Genomic DNA, 19,967 nt, shown 5'->3' with positions numbered 1-19,967 from the left:
ACCACGCAATGTTCAAGTGGCTACTCGAAAGCAGCCTGGCCAACCGGCTGCTGGTGCTCATCGCGGCGGGCGTGCTCATGGCCTACGGAGCCTTCACGCTGTCGCGCACTCCGGTGGATGTGTTCCCCGACCTCAACAAGCCGACCGTCACGCTGATGACGGAGGCTGGCGGCATGGCCGCCGAAGAGGTGGAGCAGCTCATCACCTTTCCGCTGGAGACGACCATGAACGGCCTGCCCGGCGTGGAGAGCGTGCGCTCCACCTCCAGCGCGGGCCTGTCCTTCATCTACGTCACCTTCGACTGGAGCATGGACATCTTCCGCGCCCGGCAGATGGTGTCCGAACGCCTGTCGTCCATGGAGGAGGGCCTGCCCGCGGGCGTGACGCCGCGCATGGGGCCCATCAGCTCCATCATGGGCGAGATCATGCAGGTGGCGATCCCCATCGACGTGCAGCGCACCACGCCCATGGCCGTGCGCGAGTACGCCGACTGGGTGTTGCGCCCGCGCCTGCTGGCGATCGCCGGCGTGGCGCAGGTGATTCCCATCGGCGGCGAAGTGCGCCAGTTCCAGGTGCAGCCCAACACGGCGCGCATGGCCGAGCTGGGCATCACGCACGACCAGCTCACGGGGGCGCTCAAGGGCTTCTCGGCCAACACCTCGGGGGGCTTCCTGGCGCTCAACGGGCGCGAGTACCTGATCCGCCACCTGGGCCGCACGTCGCGCCTGGAGGATCTGCAGAACCTGGCGCTCGCCGCGAAGAACGGCCAGCCCGTGCTGCTGCGCCAGGTGGCCGAGGTCACGTTTGCTGCGGCCCTGAAGCGCGGCGATGCGGGCTTCGAGGGCAAGCCGGCCGTGATCCTGGGCATCCAAAAGCAGCCCACGGCCGATACCATCGCGCTCACGCGCAGCATCGAGTCTGCGCTGGGTGATCTGAAGAAGTCGCTGCCCGAAGGCATGGAAGCGCCGCGCGTCACCTTCCGCCAGGCCAGCTTCATCGAGGCCTCGGTCACCACTTTGCAGGGCAAGCTCATGGGCGCCTCGGTGTTCGTGGCGGTGATCCTGTTCGTGTTCCTGGGCACGCTGCGCCCCACGGTCATTGCGCTCACAGCCATCCCGGTGTCGATCTTCATCACGGCGCTGGTGTTCAAGTACTTCGGCCTGTCGATCAATACCATGACGCTGGGCGGACTGGCGATTGCCATCGGCGGCCTGGTGGACGATGCGGTGGTGGACGTGGAGAACGTGCTGCGCCGCCTGAAGATGGACCGCGCGAAGCACCCGAACCACCGCTTGCATCCCATCGAGGTGGTCAAGCTCGCGTCGATGGAAGTGCGCTCGGGCATCCTCTACGCCACGGCCATCATCGTGCTGGTGTTCCTGCCGTTGTTCGCGCTGCCGGGCATCGAGGGGCGGTTGTTCGTGCCGCTGGGCATCGCCTTCATCGTCTCCACCGTGGCCTCGCTGCTGGTGTCGGTCACGGTCACGCCGGTGCTGGCCTTCTATCTGCTGCCGCGCATGAAGAACCTGGACCATGGCGATACCCGCGTAGTGGCCTGGCTCAAGGCGCGTTACCGCGGCGGGCTCACCCGGGTGCTGGCGCATCCGCGCGTCGCCATGGCGGTGAGTGCCGTGGCGGTGGTGCTGTCGGTGGCGGCGGTGCCGTTCTTTCCGACCACCTTCTTGCCGCCGTTCAACGAGGGCACGCTGCTCATCGGCATGCGCCTGAACCCGGGCGTGACGCTGGCGGAATCGGCCGCGCTGGCCAGCCAGGCCGAGGTGCTGGTGCGCCAAGTGCCCGAGGTCACGCACGTGGGCCGGCGCAGCGGCCGGGCCGAGCTGGACGAGCATGCCGAGGGCGTGCACGTGAGCGAGCTCGACGTGGGTCTGCTGCCCGCGGCCGAGCTCAAGCGCAGCATGGCCGAGGTGCAGGCCGACATCCGCAGCCGGCTGGCGCAGATGCCGGCGGCGATTGCCATCGGCCAGCCGATCTCGCACCGCATCGACCACATGCTTTCGGGCGTGCGCTCGCAGATCGCGATCAAGCTCTTCGGCGAGGACCTCGATACCCTGCGCGGGCAGGCCGATGCGCTGCGTGGGCGCCTGGCCAGCATCGACGGGCTGGCCGACCTGGAGGTGGAAAAGCAGGTGCTGGCGCCGCAGATCACCGTGCGCGTGGACCATGCCGCGGCCGCCCAGTACGGGGTGCCGGCCGCGCAGGTGCTGGCCACCTTGCAGGGCCTGGTGGAGGGCGAAAAGGTGACGCAGATCGTGGAGGGCAGCCGGCGCTTTGCGCTGGTGGTGCGCCTGCCCGAGAGCGCGCGCTCGCTGGACGGCCTGGCGCAGATCATGATCGAGACCCCGCGCGGGCGCGTGCCGCTGTCGCGCCTGGCCAGCATCGAGGACGGCGACGGCCCCAACCAGATCAGCCGCGACGATGGCAAGCGGCGCATCGTGCTCTCGGCCAACGCGCAGGGCCGGGCGCTGTCCGACGTGGTGGCCGACATCCGCAAGGTGGTGGGCGAGACGCGTTTGCCGGATGGCTACTTCATCACCCTGGGCGGCCAGTTCCAGGCGCAGGAAGAGGCCAGCCGCCTGGTGGGCATGCTGGCCGTGGTCTCGCTGGTGCTGATGTTCGTGGTGCTGTACACGCGCTACCGCTCGGCCACGCTGTCGGCGCTGATCATGGCCAACATCCCGCTGGCGCTGGTGGGCGCCGTGCTGGGGCTGTGGATCTCGGGCCAGCCGCTGTCGGTGGCGGCGCTGATCGGCTTCATCACGCTGGCGGGCATCTCGGTGCGCAACGGCATCCTGAAGGTGAGCCACTACCTGAACCTGATGCGCGTGGAGGGCGAGAACTTCGACACCGCGATGATCGTGCGCGGCTCGCTGGAGCGCCTGTCCCCTGTGCTCATGACGGCCCTGGTCACCGCCTTTGCGCTGGCCCCGCTGCTGCTGGAGGCCGAACGCCCCGGCACCGAGATATTGCACCCGGTGGCGGTGGTGATCTTCTCGGGCCTGATCAGCTCGACCCTGCTCGACACCTTCCTGACCCCGGCCCTGTTCTGGCTGTTCGGCCGCCGCGATGCCGAGCGCCTGCTGGACGACAAGAACGCCGAGGCTTTTTGATTTTTTGCCGCTGCCTCAACCAGCGTTTGACCAGCTTTTGACCAGCCTTTGACCACCCTTTGAAAGGACTTTCATGAACACCAAATACTTCATCGCCACGCTCGCACTGGCCGTGAGCGGCGCTGCGTTTGCCGCCGGCAACCATGCCCATGGCGACGACCACAAGCCCCAGCACGGCGGCATCGTGGCCGGTACCCACGATATGGACTACGAACTGGTTGCCAAGCCGGACGCCATCACGCTGCACCTGCGCGACCACGGCAAGGCGGCCAGCTCCGAGGGGGTGACCGCCAAGCTCACCCTGCTCAACGGCACGGAGAAATCCGAGGCCGTGCTGGTGCCCGCGGGCGAGGGCAAGCTCGAAGCCAAGGGCTCGTTCAAAGTGGCCGCGGGCACCAAGGTGGTGGCGCTGGTGACCTTGCCGGGCAAGAAGCCGGCGAACGTGCGGTTTGCGGTGAAGTAACCGCCTCGCTTACTTCCACTGCCGTCCGTTGCCCGCCGAACACCCGTACGGCGGCGTCGCCCGGGCAAAGCGTTCCTGCAGCTTGGCGCAGCCCCACCGGTTGATGGGACCGGGCGCGCGGGAGTTCAGCTCGATCCCTACTTCGTCGTAGGGCGAGCTGGCGCTGCTCACGTAGTCGTACCAGCGCTTGCCGATGAACAGGGTGACCACCACGGCGAATGCCAAGGTCATCAGAACAGCGCGAAGGACGGTGGATTTTTTCAAAAGGGTGCTCCAGGCGCAGCGGCACAGCGCCGCCTTGTCCGCGTGCTTTCAGGCGGGCAAGGTGTGTGGTGTGCGGTTGCTCATTAATTGATAGCTGCTAGCGCTTGCTGGACAAGCGGTAGAGCCTTGTTTTTCACTCAAATGACGGCTGCGCGGCAGATTTGACGCGCGCGCTCGGTGGGTTGGCCCGTCAATACACCAGCCGCTCCGGCCGGATCTCCTGCAGGATCGTCGTCGCAATCTCTTCGATCGACTTGGTCGTGGTCGACAGCCACCGGATGCCCGATCGCCGCATCATCGCCTCGGCCTCGGCCACCTCGTGGCGGCAGTTCACCAGGTCGGCGTACTTGGAGCCGGGGCGGCGTTCGTTGCGGATCTCGGACAGGCGCTCGGGCTGGATGGTCAGCCCGAAGATCTTGGCGCGGTGCGGCACCAGCGCGGGCGGCAACTGGCGGCGCTCGAAGTCTTCGGGGATCAGCGGGTAGTTGGCGGCTTTCAGGCCGCACTGCATGGCCAGGTACAGGCTGGTGGGTGTCTTGCCACTGCGGCTCACTCCGACCAGGATCACGTCGGCACCGGCCAGGTCGCGGTTGCTCTGGCCGTCGTCGTGGGCCAGGCTGAAGTTGATGGCCTCGATGCGGTCGGTGTATTCCTTGCTGCGGCTCACGTCGCTGAAGCGGCCGACGCGGTGGTGCGACTTGATGCCCAGCTCTTCCTCCAGCGGGTGCACGAAGGTGCCGAACATGTCGAGCAGCATGCCCTTGCAGCCTTCCTGGATGACCTTCAGGACCTCCATGTTCACCAGCGTGGTGAAGACGATGGGCTTCTTGCCCTCCATCTCGGCCGTGTGGTTGATCTGGCGGACCGTCTGGTGGGCCTTGTCCACGCTGTCGATGAAGGGCAGGCGCACGTGGCGCGGCTTCATCTCGAACTGGGCCAAAATGGCATTGCCAAAAGTCTCGGCCGTGATGCCGGTGCCGTCAGAGACGAAAAATACGGTGCGCGTGTGCATGGAGCAGGGGGCCTTTCAGTGCGTCAGCCTGCCGCCAGTGCCGCAGGCCTACAATTGTGACAATTATCCAAATTCTCACCATGCACTTCGTCGGCCTACAACCACAACGACAAAGCCACCCGCCGTGCATGGCAGCTCGCCCATCGCTCCCAGGTACAGCAAGGGGCGGGCGCGCAGACCCGGTTTCAACTTCTGGAGCTTTCCCATGTCTGCACTTTTCAGCCCGACCGCCCTGGTCGTACCGTTTGAAAACCTGAGAATGACCGATGTCGAGGCCGTAGGCGGTAAAAACGCCTCCCTCGGCGAGATGATCTCCCAATTGCCCCTGGGTGTGCGGGTGCCCACGGGCTTTGCCACCACGGCGCACGCGTTTCGCCAGTTCCTGGCCCACGACGGCCTGGCCGACAAGATCAGCGCCAAGCTCAAGAGCCTGGACACCGAAGATGTGCGCGCCCTGGCCACGGTGGGCGCCGAGATCCGCGCCATGGTCGAGGCCCAGCCCTTCCCGGCCGACCTGCAGGCCGCCATTGCCGAAGCCTTCGCCACGCTGAGCGCCGGCAACCCGGCCGCATCGTTCGCCGTGCGCTCGTCCGCCACGGCCGAAGACCTGCCCGACGCATCGTTCGCGGGCCAGCAGGAGACCTTCCTGAACGTGGTGGGCATCGACGACGTCCTGCACAAGATGAAGGAAGTGTTCGCGTCGCTGTACAACGACCGCGCCATCTCCTACCGCGTGCACAAGGGCTTCGAGCACGACGTGGTGGCCCTGTCGGCCGGCGTGCAGCGCATGGTGCGCTCCGACCTGGGCGCCGCTGGCGTGATGTTCACCATCGACACCGAATCGGGCTTCGAAGACGTCGTGTTCATCACCAGCAGCTACGGCCTGGGCGAGACCGTGGTGCAAGGCGCCGTGAACCCCGACGAGTTCTACGTGCACAAGCCCATGCTCAAGGCGGGCAAGCAGGCCGTGATCCGCCGCAACCTGGGCAGCAAGCTCCTGCAGATGGTGTTTGCCTCGGCCGACGAAAAGAAGGCCAGCGGCAAGCTCGTGAAGACCATCGACGTGGCCACCGAGCAGCGCAACCGCTATTCGCTGAGCGACGCCGACGTGCAGCAGCTGGCGCACTACGCGCTGGTGATCGAGCAGCACTATGGCCGCCCCATGGACATCGAATGGGGCAAGGACGGCACCGACGGCCTGCTCTACATCCTGCAGGCCCGCCCCGAGACGGTGAAAAGCCAGTCCAAGGGCCAGGCCGAGCAGCGCTTCAAGCTCAAGGGTTCCGGCACCGTGCTGGCCGAGGGCCGCGCCATCGGCCAGAAGATCGGTACCGGCCCCGTGCGCCTGGTGCACAGCATCAGTGAGATGGACAAGGTGCAGCCCGGCGACGTGCTGGTCACCGACATGACCGACCCCAACTGGGAGCCTGTGATGAAGCGCGCGAGCGCCATCGTCACCAACCGCGGCGGGCGCACCTGCCACGCGGCCATCATTGCGCGCGAGCTGGGCATTCCGGCCGTGGTGGGCTGCGGTGACGCGACCGAGCTGCTCAAAGACGGCACGCTCGTCACCGTGAGCTGCGCCGAGGGCGACACCGGCCACATCTACGACGGCCTGCTCGAGACCGAGGTCACCGAGGTGCAGCGCGGCGAGATGCCCGCCATCAAGACCAAGATCATGATGAACGTGGGCAACCCCCAGCTCGCCTTCGACTTCTGCCAGCTGCCCAACGAAGGCGTGGGCCTGGCGCGGCTCGAGTTCATCATCAACAACAACATCGGCGTGCACCCCAAGGCCATCCTGGACTACCCTCAGATCGATGCCGACCTGAAGAAGGCCGTGGAGTCGGTGGCCCGCGGCCACGCCAGCCCGCGCGCCTTCTACGTCGACAAGGTCGCCGAAGGCGTGGCCACCATCGCCGCCGCGTTCTACCCCAAGCCCGTGATCGTGCGCCTGTCGGACTTCAAGTCCAACGAGTACCGCAAGCTGATTGGCGGCAGCCGCTACGAGCCCGAGGAAGAAAACCCGATGCTGGGCTTTCGCGGTGCGGCGCGCTACATCAGCGAAGACTTCGGTGAAGCCTTTGCGATGGAGTGCGAGGCTTTGAAGCGCGTGCGCAACGACATGGGCCTGACCAACGTGCAGGTGATGGTGCCCTTTGTCCGCACGCTGGGCCAGGCCGAGCGCGTGACCAAGCTGCTGGCCACCCACGGCCTCTCGCGTGGCAAGGACGACCTCAAGGTCATCATGATGTGCGAGGTGCCGAGCAACGCCATCCTGGCCGAGCGCTTCCTGGAGTTCTTCGACGGTTTTTCCATCGGCTCCAACGACCTGACCCAGCTCACGCTGGGGCTGGACCGCGATTCGGGCCTGGAGCTGCTGGCGCAGGACTTCGACGAGCGTGACCCTGCCGTGCTGGCGCTGGTGGAAAAGGCCATCAAGGCCTGCCTGGCCCAGGGCAAGTACATCGGCATCTGCGGCCAGGGCCCCAGCGACCATCCTGACTTTGCGCAGTGGCTGTCCAAGGAAGGCATCTCGTCGATCTCGCTCAATCCTGACAGCGTGATCGCGACCTGGCAGCAATTGGCGGGCTGAACGCCCAGACCCCGGGGGACTGCGGTATGCGCGCACTGTCTGCACCACCTGCCGCAGTGCCTGCACTGCGGTGTCTGTGATGCAGTTCACGCAGCCGGGGCCCGCCCGGCCTGCGGACGCCGAGATGGCGGGCCCGTTCCCGCCCGACCTGCACGACGTGCGCCACCTGAAGCTCAAGGCGGGCCTGCTGCTGCTGTGGGCGCTGGTGTCCTTCGTGGCCACGTACTTCGCCCGCGACCTGCAGGCGCTCGTGGTGGGCGGCTGGCCGCTCGGCTACTGGATCGCCGCGCAGGGTGCGGTGGTGGTGTTCATCGGCATCGTCGTGGCGTACTGCTGGGCCATGAACCGCTTCGAGCGGCAGGACGCCGAGCGCCTGGCCGCAGCGCAGGGTGAGCTGGCGGCGCAAGACCCAGCACCAGCGGGTGGGCTCCATGGACCCCATGGCTGACAAGGGCGCCGGGTCCCCCGGCACCGACAGCCGCGGGCGGGCGACCTCCGGGTCGGCCTACCTGTGGCGGCTGCACCGCATCCTGGCGCTGTATGTGGTGGGTGTGCTGGCCTTTCTGGCGCTGATGACCTGGGCCGAGCACCAGGGCCTGTCGCGCCACTGGATCGGGCCGATCTTCCTGTTCATCACCGTCATGGCCTACGCCGGCATCGGCGTGTACGGCCGCACGAGCGACCCCGAGGAATACTACGTGGCCGGGCGGCGCATTCCGCCCATGTACAACGGCATGGCGGCGGCGGCCGACTGGATGAGTGCCGCGTCGTTCATCAGCCTCTCGGGCGCCCTGTACCTGCAGGGCTTCTCCGGCACGCCGGGGCAGGCAGGGGGCCTGGCCTACCTGCTGGGGTGGACGGGGGGCTTTTGCCTGGTGGCGATGCTCATTGCCCCGCACCTCAGGGCCATGGGCCTGTACACCGTGCCCGACTTCTTTCACGTGCGGTTCGGCGGCCGCTGGCCGCGCGTGATCGCGGCGCTGGCGGCGGTGCTGTGCTCGTTCACCTATGTCGTGGCGCAGATCTACGGCGTGGGGCTGATCGCATCGCGCCTGACCGGTGTGCAGTTCGAGATCGGCATCATGCTGGGCCTGGGCGGTGTGCTGCTGTGCTCTTTCCTGGGCGGCATGCGCGCCATCACCTGGACGCAAGTGGCGCAGTACGTGGTGCTGCTGCTGGCCTTTTTGATACCCGTGTCCTGGCTGGCCTACAAGCAGCTGGGCAGCCCGCTCGCGCCGCTGGTCTACGGCACGCAGATCAGCAAGATCGCGGACCTGGAAGCCCAGTTGCTCGACTCCCCGGCCGAGCACCAGGTGGTGCAGACCTACCTGCAGCGCGCCAAGGACTACGAGGCGCGCCTGCAGGACGTCGAGGGCGCGCTGGAGCGCGAGCGCGAAAAGGGCCGCGAGCGCATCCGCACGCTGCGCACCCAGAACGCCGACGTGGGGCTCATCGTCAGCGCCAGCCGCGAGCTGGCCGCGCTCCCGCGCGATGCCGCCGCGGCCCGCGAGCGCTGGACGCGCGAGATGCGCGAGAACTACGAGCGTGCCCGGCCCCTGGGCGGGCTGCCGCTGCACAGCCAGGCCTATGTGGGCGACCCGGACGGCACCCCCGATGAGCAGCGCGACTATGAGCTCACGCGGCGCAACTTCCTCGCGCTGATGTTCTGCCTGATGGTGGGCACGGCCGGGCTGCCGCACCTGCTCACGCGCTACTACACCTCGCCCACGGTGGGCGGCGCGCGGGCGTCGGTGGCGTGGTCGCTGTTCTTCATTGCGCTGCTGTACTTGAGCGCGCCCGCGCTGGCGGTGCTGGTGAAGTTCGAGGTGATGCAGAACCTGGTGGGCAGCAGCTTCGAGGCGCTGCCCAACTGGATGGCCCAGTGGGCGCGGGTGGACAGCTCGCTGCTCTCCATCGAGGACGTCAACGGCGACGGCATCGTGCAGTTCGGCGAGATTCGCCTGGGGGCCGACCTGATCATGCTGGCCACGCCCGAACTGGGCGGGCTGCCGTACGTGGTGTCGGGCCTGGTGGCGGCGGGCGGGCTGGCCGCTGCGCTGTCCACCGCCGACGGGCTGCTGCTCACCATCAGCAATGCGCTGGTGCGCGACCTGTACTTCCCGGATGCGCAGCGCAAGGCCTCGCCCGAGCAGCGCGTGATCCTGACCAAGTTCACCCTGCTGGCGGTGGCCTTGTCGGCGGCCTTCGTGGCGGCGCTCAAGCCGTCCGAGATATTGCCCATGGTGTCGGCATCGTTCTCGCTGGCCGCTTCGGCCTTTGTGCCCACCATGGTGCTGGGCATCTTCTGGCGCGGCACCACGCGCCAGGGCGCGGTGGCCGGCATGCTGGCCGGGCTGGGCGTGGCGGTGTACTACATGCTGTCGCACGTGCCGGCCATGCGCGCAGCCCTGCCGCCCTGGCTGCTGGCCGACGGGCTGTGGTTCGGCATCCAGCCGATTTCCGCGGGCGTGTTCGGCGTGCCCGCCGGCGCGGCGGTGGCGGTGGTGGTGAGCTGGATCACCCGCCCCGGGCCCGAGCTGCCCCGCATACGCTCCGAGATGTAGTCCTGCATCAGGGCGCCCGGAGCGCACGACATGCCGTGGGTTATGTGAAAACCCCGATATTCAACTGTGTCAAAACGTGAGAGTCTGGAACCCAGCATGCCGGGCCGGAGGGCGGCCGCGTGCTCCATTCAAGGAGATTCATGGTTCTCGTCAAGACCCAGGCAGGGCAGGAAGCACTCAAGGACCGGCGCGGCAGCCTCAGTTCACGCCAGCGTTCGGCCTTCATACTTTTTGACGGCAAGCGCACCACGGGTGAGATCCTGGCCGCCACCGCTGCCATGGGCATCACCCAGGACGACGTGCAGGCCATGATCGCCCAGGGCCTGCTGGAGCCGCTGGCGGGCAAGTCCGCCGCGGTCGCCGCCGTGGCCGCAGGCCTGCCGGTCGCGCCCGCGCCCGCGCCGCTGGCGGACGCCATGGACCTGGGCACCGTGGCCGCCGCCGGGGAAGGCTCGGGCCGCAGCCCCATGGAGCGCTACCAGGCGGCCTACCCGATTGCCACGGAAATCACCGCCGGCCTGGGCCTGCGTGGCTTTCGGCTGAACCTGGCGGTCGAAAGCGCCGGCAGCTTCGACGACCTGGCGGCGCTGGCGCCGAAGATCCGCGAAGCCGTGGGCGATGCCAAGTTCGAGCGGCTGGACAAGGCACTGTTTGATTGAAAGCCCCCCCTGAGCCGCTCTGCGGCTTCCCCCGGAGGGGGACGCACCTGGTGGCCTGGCGAAGCCAGATGCACGGATGCACTGGCGTTGGGGGCGCGCCGGTTTTGGACGGCGGGATCGATAAAAACAAAAGCGGCCCGCAGGCCGCTTTTGTTTTTGCCACAAGGGACAGGAGGGGGCTGGATCAGCGGCCGACCTTGAGCAGTTCGACGTCGAACTTGAGCGTGGCGTTCGGGGGGATCACGCCGCCGGCGCCGCGGGCGCCGTAGCCCAGGGATGCGGGGATGATCAGGGTGCGCTGGCCGCCGATCTTCATGCCCTGCACGCCTTCGTCCCAGCCCTTGATGACCATGCCGGCGCCCAGCGAGAACTCGAAGGGGTCGTTACGGTCACGGCTGGAGTCGAACTTGGCGCCTTGCTCGCCGTTGTTGTACAGCCAGCCGGTGTAGTGCACCGACACGTTCTGGCCCTTGGTGGCCTCGGCGCCTTCGCCCACGGTGGTGTCTTCGTACTGCAGGCCGGATGCGGTGGTGGTCAATGCCATGGTGATTCCTTGAGTGCTATTAAAAATATAGCTCCTGGCGCTTGGTGGATGGGCGCTAGAAGCTATTCAGACTGTCATTTTAACGGCTGCCCCGGGTGGGCCTGCCTGGAGGCCCTGCAGAGCGGCAGGGCTGGTGCGGGGCAGGGGGAGTTGGCAGCCCCGGGGCTCAGGGCGTCTGCTTCTTGGCGCGGCCGGCCACCCAGCGGGTGGCGAAGGCCTGCACGTCCGACAGGCGCTTGAGCAGGTCGGCGCCGGAGGGGGTGACGGTGTAGCCGTCGCTGCCGTGGTCCACGAAGCCGGCTTCGCGCAGTTCCTTGATGCGGGTGTTGAGCGTGTTGGGAGTGATGCCCCCCACGCTGTCCTGCAGCAGGCGGAAGGTTTGGGGGTGGCCGTCCTTCAGGGCCCACAGCACGCGCAGTGCGTAACGGCATTCGAGCCGCTCGAACAACTGGTTGATGGCGGCATTTTCTTTGGAGCTCATGGACGCTTCTCCTCGCGCAAGTGTTGGTTCGAAAGTTCGTTCTGGGCGGATGCGAGACCGGCCCGACGATGTGCGTTGACTATAGCTCGGAACCTAATTTGCTACAAGTTTGGTAGCTCAGAACGCACAGCACATATGCGCTAAACACCAAAAATACGGCGTTACATATCAAACTGTTGCGGAGCGGCCACGCCGCCGGAGTCCGGACCGCCGGCTCCCAGCCGGGCCAGATGGTCCACCAGCAGACGCGCCGCCGGGGTGAGCATCTGGGCGCTGCGAAAGCAGATGGCGAAGCGCCGGCGGGCCCACGGGTCGGACAGCGGAATCACCCGCACCGGGGCGATGTCGGCAAACGGCTGGGCCACTTCCTGCGGTACCACGCTGATGGCCAGGTTGGCGCGCACCACCCGCAGCGCAGCGTCGAAGTTGGACACCAGCACGCGGTGGGCGAGCATCTTTCCCTCGACCGCCGCCGCGCGCGCCAGCAGCACCTGCACGGCGCTCAGGGCGGGCATGCTGACGAATTCATGGTCCAGCACGTCGGCAAAACGCACGCTCTGGCGCTGCGCCACCGGGTGCGAGGCGTGGGCCACCACCGCCAGGTGGTCGTGGCGGTAGCCGCACACCGCAAGGCCCGACAGGTCGGCCGCATCCCAGCAGATGCCGATGGAGGCGCTGCCGTCGCGGATGCCCTGCACCACGTCCGGGCTCACGCGCTCTTCCAGGCTCACCTGGATGTCGCGGTGCGCCGGGTCTTGCAAGAACGCCGCCACATCGTCGGCCAGCGACTCGGCCATGACCGAGGCCGTGACCAGCATGCGCACGTGGCCGCGCGTGCCGGTGGCGTAGGCGGCCATGTCCCGCTCGATCTGGCCCACGCTGGCCAGCATGGTGCGCGCGTGCTCCAGCAGCGTCTCGCCCGCCGGGGTGGGGATGACGCCGCGCCGCTTGCGCACCAAGAGCGGCGTGCCCACCGTGTCCTCCAGCTGCGCCAGCCGCTTGCTGATGGCCGAGCCCACGATGGCCTCCTGCTCGGCCGCGCGCGCAATGCTGCGGTGCTCGCACACGGCGGCGAAGAGGCGCAGGGTCTGAAGGTCGAGGTCGCGCATGGATGCTGAGGTATTCCGTTTGGGAATCATAGAGCTTCCACAATGTATTTTCTGATTCAAATGGGAATTCCTAGAATCCACGCTAGGTCGCAGACACAAGAAATGGAGACACCCGTGAGCAGCCCCCTATCGACAGGCGCCTCTCTCGAACTGCCGCGGGCACCGCGCCCCGCAGCCGCCGCCCTGGTGCGCGAAGTCGGCCTGCGCGATGGCCTGCAGAGCATTGCCACCATCGTCTCCACGGCCCGCAAGATCGAGTGGGTGGACGCGGCCTACGCGGCGGGCCAGCGCGAGATCGAGGTCGGCTCCTTCGTGCCCGCCCGTCTGCTGCCGCAGCTGGCCGACACCGCCGAGGTGCTGGCCCACGCCAAGACGCTGCCGGGGCTCGTCGCCTCGGTGCTGGTGCCCAACTACAAGGGGGCGGAACGTGCGCTGGAATGTGGCGCCGACCTCATGGTCGTGCCCCTGTCGGCCAGCCACGCCCACAGCCTGGCCAACCTGCGCAAGACGCCGGACGAGGTGGTGGCGGAGGTGGCGCGCATCCGCGCGCTGCGCGATGCCAGCGGCAGCCGCACGCTCATCGAAGGGGGCGTGGGCACGGCGTTCGGCTGCACGCTGCAGGGCGAGGTGGCCGAGAGCGAGGTGCTGCGCCTGATGCAGGCCCTGCTCGACGCGGGCGCCGACCGCGTGAGCCTGGCCGACACCGTGGGCTACGCCGACCCGGCCTCGGTCGCCCGGCTGTTCGGCAAGGCCCGGGCGCTGGTGGGCGACCGGCTGGCCTGCGCGCATTTTCACGACACGCGCGGCATGGGGATGGCCAATGTGTATGCCGCGTGGCAGACAGGCATTACCCGCTTCGACGCCTGCCTGGCCGGCATCGGCGGCTGCCCGCACGCGCCCGGCGCCAGCGGTAACGTCACCACCGAAGACCTGGTGTTCATGCTCGAACGCATGGGTGTGGCAACCGGCATCGACGTGGCCGCGCTGCTGGCACTGCGCGAGCGCGTGGCGGGCTGGCTGGCTGGCGAGACGCTGCACGGCACGCTCTGGCAGGCAGGAGTACCGGGCACCGGCGCGGGAGCCACCTCCCTGGCCGCCACCCACTGACCTGATCCACCGCCGCGCGTCCTTCCATCCCGTATCGTCTGACCATGACTTCCCACACCGATTCTTCCTTTGCCCCGCCCACGCCGCCCGACACTCCGGCCCCCCGCGCCTTGCCCCTGCAGGGCCTGCGCGTGGTCGAGTTCACCCACATGGTCATGGGCCCCACCTGCGGCATGGTGCTGGCCGACCTGGGGGCCGAGGTCATCAAGGTCGAGCCGGTGGACGGCGACCGCACCCGCCACCTGCTGGGCGCGGGCGCGGGCTTCTTCCCCATGTTCAACCGCAACAAGAAGAGCATCGCCATCGACCTGCGCAGCCCCGAGGGCCTGGCGGCCGCGCGCAAGCTCGCGGCGTCGGCCGACGTGGTGGCGCAGAACTTCAAGCCCGGCGTGATGACCAAATACGGCCTGGACTACGCGGCGCTGAGCCAGCTCAACCCGCGCCTCATCTACGTCAACCACACGGGCTTTCTGCCCGGCCCGTACGAGCACCGCACCGCGCTCGACGAGGTGGTGCAGATGATGGGCGGCCTGGCCTACATGACCGGCCGGCCCGGTGACCCGCTGCGCGCGGGCACCAGCGTGAACGACATCATGGGCGGCATGTTCGGTGCCATCGGCGCCATGGCCGCGCTGATGCAGCGCGGCATCACCGGGCGCGGGCAGGAGGTGGACTCGGCCCTGTTCGAGAACAACGTCTTCCTGGTGGGCCAGCACATGATGCAGTACGCCGTCACCGGCCAGCCTGCCGCGCCCATGCCCGACCGCATCTCGTCCTGGGCCGTGTACGACGTGTTCAGCGTGAAGGACGGCGGGCAGATCTTCCTGGCCGCGGTGAGCGACGCGCAGTGGCAGACTTTTTGCGACGCCATGGGCTATGCCGACCTGAAGGTCGACCCGCAGCTGGCCACCAACAACGACCGCGTGCGCGCGCGGCCCACGCTGATGCCGGTGCTGCGCGAGCGCCTGGCGCAGCACCCGGCCGACGCGCTGGCCACGATCTTCGAGCGCCACGGCCTGCCTTTTGCACCCATCCGCCGGCCCGAAGAACTGTTCGACGACCCGCACCTCCAAGCCACGGGGGGTCTCGCCGACATCACGCTGCCCGATGGCGAGTGCGCGGGCCACACCGCGCAGGTCACGCTGATGCCGCTGCGCATGGACGGACAGCGCCTGGATGTGCGCTGCGACCCACCCCGCCTGGGCCAGCACACGGCCGAGCTGCTGCACAGCCTGGGCTACACGCCCGAGGCCGTGGCAGCGCTGCACGCCGCGGGCGCGATTGCCTGATTTATTTCTCGACGACCCGGGGCACCCACGCGGCGCAGACCGCAGCCCCCGGATTGCATGACAACGACTGGAGACAAACCCATGCCCACCACTGCCCCCGCCATTTCCTTGTCCCGCAGCCTACTCACACGTCGCCAGGCTTTGGCCGCCAGCGCCGCTGCGTTGGGTGCCGCCGCCTGGTGCCTGCCGCGCACCGCCCGCGCCCAGGGCGACGGCAAGCCGCTGCGTGTGATCCTGCCGCTGTCGGCGGGTTCGGGGGCGGACGGCGCCATCCGTGCCATCAGCAACAGCCTGTCCAAGGCGCTGGGCCAGCCGGTGGTCATCGAGAACCTGCCAGGCGCGGGCGGCATCACCGGCACCACGCAGATCGTGCGCGCACCCAAGGACGGCTCGGTGATCGGCGTGGTGTCCAACAACCACGTGGTCAACCCCAGCGTCTACAAGAATATTCCGTTCGACTCGCTCGCCGACATCACGCCCATCACCATCCTCGGCGCCACGCCCTTCGTGCTGGTGGCGCACCCCGGGGTGCCCGCCAAGACCGTGCAGGAGCTGATCGCCTATGCGAAGTCCAAGCCCGGCGTGCTGAACTACGGCTCGTCGGGCAACGGCACCATCCTGCACCTGGGGGCTGCGATGTTCGTGGACCAGGCCAGGCTGGACATCAAACACATCCCATACCGCGGCATGGGCCCGCTCATGAACGACATCCTGGGCGGCCAGGTGCAACTGGGCGTGGTGGCGGTGGCGCCTGCGGCGGCGCACATCAAGTCGGGCGCCTTGCGCGCGCTGGGTGTGACCACGGGCAGCCGCGTGGCGTCGCTGCCCGGCGTGCCCACGATTGCGGAGCAGGGGCTCCCCGGCTTCGAACTGGACGGCTGGATCGCCCCGGTGGGACCGGCTGGGCTGTCCAAGGCCGAACTGGCGCGGCTGTACAACGGCTTCAAGGCCGCCATGGAGATGCCCGAGGCACACGATGCGCTGATCGCACAGGGCTATGAGATCAAGCTCACGCCGCCCGAGCAGGCCGCGGCGTTCTTCAAGAGCGAGGCCGCGCGCATGGCGCAGGTGGTGAAGAACGCGAATGTGAAGGTAGATTGAAGAGGCTGCGTCCTGGGCGGTGTCGCCGTAGTTGTATTTGCGGGTGAACGGGTGAACGGGTGAATGTGGATGTGGATGTGGATCCCAGCCCGTCCCCAGCCCCTGAACCGTTCACCCTGAGCTTGTCGAAGGGCTGCACTGAGGTCTTGCCCCGGCTTCGACAGGCTCAGCCCGAACGGGTGGATGTGGATGTGGATNCAGCCCCTGAACCGTTCACCCTGAGCTTGTCGAAGGGCTGCACTGAGGTCTTGCCCCGGCTTCGACAGGCTCAGCCCGAACGGGTGGATGTGGATGTGGATGTGGATGTGGATGTGGATCCCAGCCCGTCCCCGCCCCTGAACCGTTCACCCTGAGCTTGTCGAAGGGCTGCGCTGAGGTCGTGCCCCGGCTTCGACAGGCTCAGCCCGAACGGGTGGATTTGGATGTGGATGTGGATCCCAGTCCGTCACCAGCCCCTGAACCGTTCACCCTGAGCTTGTCGAAGGGCTGCACTGAGGTCTTGCCCCGGCTTCGACAGGCTCAGCCCGAACGGGTGGATGTGGATGTGGATNCAGCCCCTGAACCGTTCACCCTGAGCTTGTCGAAGGGCTGCACTGAGGTCTTGCCCCGGCTTCGACAGGCTCAGCCCGAACGGGTGGATGTGGATGTGAATCCCAGCCCGTCCCCAGCCCCTGAACCGATCACCCTGAGCTTGTCGAAGGGCTGCGCTGAGGTCTTGCCCCGGCTTCGACACGCTCAGCCCGAACGGGTGGGGGCGGGCGGGCAGGACACTTGGCCTATCTCAGGCCCCAACCACACCCTTGCCAATACCGTATCAAAGGTCCGGCGTGCGGATATCAAGCCTTTGGACCTGGCAGCGCCGCGTGGTGCTGCCGCACCCGGAACACCGCCACGGCCTCCACCATCTGGCGGGCCTGGCCGCTCAGGCTGCCGGCGGCGGCGGCGCTTTCTTCCACCAGCGCGGCGTTCTGCTGCGTCACGTCGTCCATGCGCACGATGGCCTGGGTCACGCGCTGCATGTCCGAGGTCTGCGCGGCGCTGGCCTGGCTGATCTCTTCCATGAGGCTGCTCACCTCGCGGATGGAGGACACCACTTCCGCCATGGTGGTGCCCGCGTCGCGCGCCAGGTCGGAGCCGGCCTGCACGCGCTCCACGCTGGTCTGGATCAGCGCCTTGATCTCGCGCGCAGCGCTGGCGCTGCGCGTGGCGAGGTTGCGCACCTCGCTGGCCACCACGGCAAAGCCGCGGCCTTGTTCGCCCGCGCGTGCGGCCTCCACCGCGGCATTGAGCGCGAGGATGTTGGTCTGAAACGCAATGCCGTCGATCACGCCGATGATGTCCGAGATGCGGCGCGAGCTGTCCTGGATGCCCTGGACCACTTCCACCATCTGCGTGACCACGTCGCCGCCGCGCTGCGCGACGGTGGCGCCGTTGCGGGCAAGTTCGTTGGCGCGCTGTGCGTTCGATGCGTTCTGCTGCACCGTGGCCTGCAGCTGCTGCATGGACGACGAGGTCTCGTCCAGCGAGGCGGCCTGCTCTTCGGTGCGCATGCTCAGGTCGGCATTGCCCTGGGCGATCTCGGCGCTGGCGCTGGCCACGCCTTCGGCATTGCTGCGCACGCCGGCCACCACGTTCTCCAGGTTGTCCTGCATGGCGCGCAGGGCTTCGAGCAGCTTCGCGGGTTCGTCCCGGCCTTCGACACGTATGCTGGTGGTCAGGTCGCCCGCCGCCACCTTGTGGGCCAGCGACACGGCCACGCCCAGCGGGCGCACCACCGAGCGGGTGAGCAGCCAGCCGGCGCAGGCGCCCAGCGCTGTCACCAGCGCCAGCGCCACCAGGCTGCTGACGAGGGCCCGCCGCGCGTCAGCAGCCGCCTGCTGGGCAATGGCCGCGCTGCTGGCCGCCACCTGCTGGCTCAGTTCGGTCAGCAGCTTGGCCGGGCCCTGGTCGATGTCGGCCACGTCGGCGTCGCCCGCGGACGGCACGAAGCCCAGCGACTGGAACACTTCGAAGCCCTTGCGGTAGCCCTGCGCCATCTGCGTGTGGGCCTGGGTGAATTTTTGGAGCGCGGCCTTTTCCTGCGCGTCGGCCAACTGGGGCTCCAGCGTCCGGGCGGCATCGGCCACGCGCTTCTCGCTGGCCTGGAAGGCGGCCCAGTGCAGCTCGCGCTTGCGCGAGTCCTCACCGCGCAGCAGGGTGTTCTTCCACTCCAGCACCTGCGTCTTGAAGTCGCTTTCCATGCGGCTCACGGCGCGCTCCTGCGCCACGCGTTCCTGCACCGTGGTGTCGTAGGTGCCCAGCGTGCGGTACAGCGCCGCGATGCCGAAGAGGGCGGCGCCGATCATCAGCGCCAGCACCAGGCCGAGCGCCGTCGCCATGCGGGCGCCGATGGAGTGGTTGGACATCTTCATGGGTCAGTTCCAGAGATCAGCAGGGGGTCTCGCCATGGGCCGCAAGGTTCAGGCCTTGAGCTTGAGCAGGTAGACCATCACGCGGGCGGTGGTGAGGTCCAGTTCCATGAACTCCGCCAGGTCCTTGCCCGAGAGCCAGGAGGCGTCCCAGCGGTTGTTCTTGAGCGTGCGCTGCCACGATTCATGGCCGGTGGCGGCCTCGACGGCGTTGAGCATTTCGGCCGTGCGTGCGGCTGCCACACCCTTGCCGGTGAACACGCCGCGCCAGTTGGCCATGGTCGCGTCCAGGCCCTGCTCGCGGAAGGCGGGCAGGCCGAACACGCTGCGCCGGGACGACACCCCGATGGCGCGCAGCTTGCCGGCGGCGATCGCATCGCTGAACTCGCTGTAGCCCGACAGGCCGACGGTCGCGCTGCCCGACAGCACGGCGTCCACCACCTCGGAGCCGCCGGCGAAGGGCTTGTAGACCAGGTTCTCGGGGTTGGCCTTGGACGCGCGCGCCAGCACGCCGGCGAAGATGTGGTCCACGCCGCCGGCCGAGCCGCCGGCCACGGGCACCGCCCGCAGGTCGGCGCGCAGGGCTTCGGCCAGGTCCTTGGTGTTCTGGATGGGGGACTTGGCGGCCACGGCGGCCACCAGGTAGTCGCTGGTCAGGCGTGCCAGCGGCTGGATCTGGGTCAGGTCCACGGCGGGCTTTTGCAGGGCGACGGCGCCCACCATCACCATGCCGCCCATCAGCAGGGTGTTGGCGTCGTTGCCGTATTTTTCAGCGTACTTGGCCAGGCCGATGGTGCCGCCCTTGCCGCCGATGTTTTCGTACTCGACCTGGTCCGCTGCGCCCACGCCCACCAGGGCGGCGCCCAGCGCACGGCCTGTCTGGTCCCAGCCGCCGCCGGGGTTGGCCGGGATCACGATGCGCAGCGTGGGGGCCAGCTTGGTGGCCTTGGCATGGGCGCTGCTGCGTGCGGCCGCCCCTGCGGCCTGGGCCCAGGCGGCGGGCGCCAGGGTGGCGCCCAGGGCGCTGACAGCGCTGGCTGCAGCAGCCCGGGCCAGGATGTCGCGGCGGTTGAAGGATGTGGTCATGCGGTGTCTCGCAAAAAGGTGGCAGGTCGTTGAACGGGCACGCGCAGGATGCACAGGGGGCAGGTGTCTGAACCGGAATCCGGGTCGGGACACAAGGCCTGCTCCTGGAGATTGCCGAACTGCATGACAGTCTCCTTCAGCGGTGTGTAATCGTCG

16 protein-coding genes are annotated in these 19,967 nt (G+C 68.0%); 9 read left to right on the top strand and 7 right to left on the bottom strand.

Translation table 11 applies throughout. The features are described 5' to 3' along the window. Window positions 1–8: 8 nt before the first annotated feature. Window positions 9–3,128: an efflux RND transporter permease subunit gene (locus ASG27_RS04810; RefSeq protein ID WP_056411752.1), complete on the top strand. Its 3,120-nt coding sequence runs from the start codon at window positions 9–11 to the stop codon at window positions 3,126–3,128. Between the two features lie 73 nt (window positions 3,129–3,201). Further along, entirely contained in the window at window positions 3,202–3,591 is a 390-nt protein-coding gene (locus ASG27_RS04805) for a hypothetical protein (RefSeq protein ID WP_056411751.1), read from the top strand. Between the two features lie 9 nt (window positions 3,592–3,600). Here the strand turns inward: ASG27_RS04805 and ASG27_RS04800 are convergent, their stop codons facing one another. After that, window positions 3,601–3,822 carry a hypothetical protein gene (locus tag ASG27_RS04800; RefSeq protein ID WP_156370974.1) on the bottom strand — a complete coding sequence of 74 codons (222 nt, stop codon included), beginning with the start codon at window positions 3,820–3,822 and terminating at the stop codon, window positions 3,601–3,603. Between the two features lie 223 nt (window positions 3,823–4,045). Beyond that, window positions 4,046–4,867 (bottom strand): posphoenolpyruvate synthetase regulatory kinase/phosphorylase PpsR, encoded by an 822-nt coding sequence (gene ppsR / locus ASG27_RS04795; protein WP_056411749.1) that lies wholly within the window; start codon window positions 4,865–4,867, stop codon window positions 4,046–4,048. A 205-nt stretch (window positions 4,868–5,072) separates the two neighbouring features. Between ppsR and ppsA the strand changes: the two genes are divergently transcribed. From ppsA to ASG27_RS04775, 4 genes are all read left to right on the top strand, one after another. Further along, window positions 5,073–7,463 (top strand): phosphoenolpyruvate synthase, encoded by a 2,391-nt coding sequence (gene ppsA / locus ASG27_RS04790; RefSeq protein WP_056411748.1) that lies wholly within the window; start codon window positions 5,073–5,075, stop codon window positions 7,461–7,463. Window positions 7,464–7,542: 79 nt separating this feature from the next. Beyond that, window positions 7,543–7,911, top strand: a complete 369-nt coding sequence (locus ASG27_RS04785) for a DUF4212 domain-containing protein (protein WP_056411746.1) — start codon at window positions 7,543–7,545, stop codon at window positions 7,909–7,911. Then, entirely contained in the window at window positions 7,904–10,027 is a 2,124-nt protein-coding gene (locus tag ASG27_RS04780) for a VC_2705 family sodium/solute symporter (RefSeq protein WP_056411923.1), read from the top strand. The genes ASG27_RS04785 and ASG27_RS04780 overlap by 8 nt, the downstream gene beginning before the upstream one ends. A gap of 140 nt (window positions 10,028–10,167) precedes the next feature. Continuing rightward, window positions 10,168–10,686, top strand: coding sequence for a hypothetical protein (locus ASG27_RS04775; RefSeq protein ID WP_056411745.1), 519 nt, complete (start codon window positions 10,168–10,170; stop codon window positions 10,684–10,686). 184 nt (window positions 10,687–10,870) lie between these two features. Here the strand turns inward: ASG27_RS04775 and ASG27_RS04770 are convergent, their stop codons facing one another. The 3 genes from ASG27_RS04770 to ASG27_RS04760 form a co-directional block, all read right to left on the bottom strand. After that, window positions 10,871–11,230 (bottom strand): FKBP-type peptidyl-prolyl cis-trans isomerase, encoded by a 360-nt coding sequence (locus ASG27_RS04770; RefSeq protein ID WP_056411744.1) that lies wholly within the window; start codon window positions 11,228–11,230, stop codon window positions 10,871–10,873. Between the two features lie 166 nt (window positions 11,231–11,396). After that, window positions 11,397–11,711: a winged helix-turn-helix transcriptional regulator gene (locus ASG27_RS04765; protein ID WP_056173851.1), complete on the bottom strand. Its 315-nt coding sequence runs from the start codon at window positions 11,709–11,711 to the stop codon at window positions 11,397–11,399. Between the two features lie 161 nt (window positions 11,712–11,872). After that, complete coding sequence (locus ASG27_RS04760) at window positions 11,873–12,820, bottom strand: LysR family transcriptional regulator (protein ID WP_056411743.1); 948 nt, start codon at window positions 12,818–12,820, stop codon at window positions 11,873–11,875. A 102-nt stretch (window positions 12,821–12,922) separates the two neighbouring features. Here ASG27_RS04760 and ASG27_RS04755 point away from each other — a divergent pair, with 102 nt between their 5' ends. The 3 genes from ASG27_RS04755 (at window position 12,923) to ASG27_RS04745 (ending at window position 16,317) form a co-directional block, all read left to right on the top strand. Continuing rightward, on the top strand, window positions 12,923–13,927 hold the full coding sequence (locus ASG27_RS04755) for a hydroxymethylglutaryl-CoA lyase (RefSeq protein WP_235503898.1): 1,005 nt from the start codon (window positions 12,923–12,925) through the stop codon (window positions 13,925–13,927). Window positions 13,928–13,971: 44 nt separating this feature from the next. Continuing rightward, window positions 13,972–15,216 (top strand): CaiB/BaiF CoA transferase family protein, encoded by a 1,245-nt coding sequence (locus tag ASG27_RS04750; protein WP_082486159.1) that lies wholly within the window; start codon window positions 13,972–13,974, stop codon window positions 15,214–15,216. Window positions 15,217–15,297: 81 nt separating this feature from the next. Continuing rightward, entirely contained in the window at window positions 15,298–16,317 is a 1,020-nt protein-coding gene (locus tag ASG27_RS04745) for a Bug family tripartite tricarboxylate transporter substrate binding protein (protein WP_056411742.1), read from the top strand. Between the two features lie 836 nt (window positions 16,318–17,153). Here the strand turns inward: ASG27_RS04745 and ASG27_RS04740 are convergent. Beyond that, window positions 17,154–18,728: a methyl-accepting chemotaxis protein gene (locus ASG27_RS04740; RefSeq protein ID WP_056411741.1), complete on the bottom strand. Its 1,575-nt coding sequence runs from the start codon at window positions 18,726–18,728 to the stop codon at window positions 17,154–17,156. A gap of 48 nt (window positions 18,729–18,776) precedes the next feature. Beyond that, a complete protein-coding gene (locus ASG27_RS04735) occupies window positions 18,777–19,811 on the bottom strand; it encodes a tripartite tricarboxylate transporter substrate binding protein (RefSeq protein ID WP_056411740.1) in 1,035 nt (344 codons plus the stop codon). Between the last annotated feature and the right edge of the window lie 156 nt (window positions 19,812–19,967).

Origin of the sequence: Acidovorax sp. Leaf191 (assembly GCF_001424425.1) — a bacterium.
Taxonomy (GTDB): domain Bacteria; phylum Pseudomonadota; class Gammaproteobacteria; order Burkholderiales; family Burkholderiaceae_C; genus Acidovorax.
Note: the sequence above shows the minus strand (reverse complement) of the source record. Positions and strands in the feature narration are given on the sequence as shown.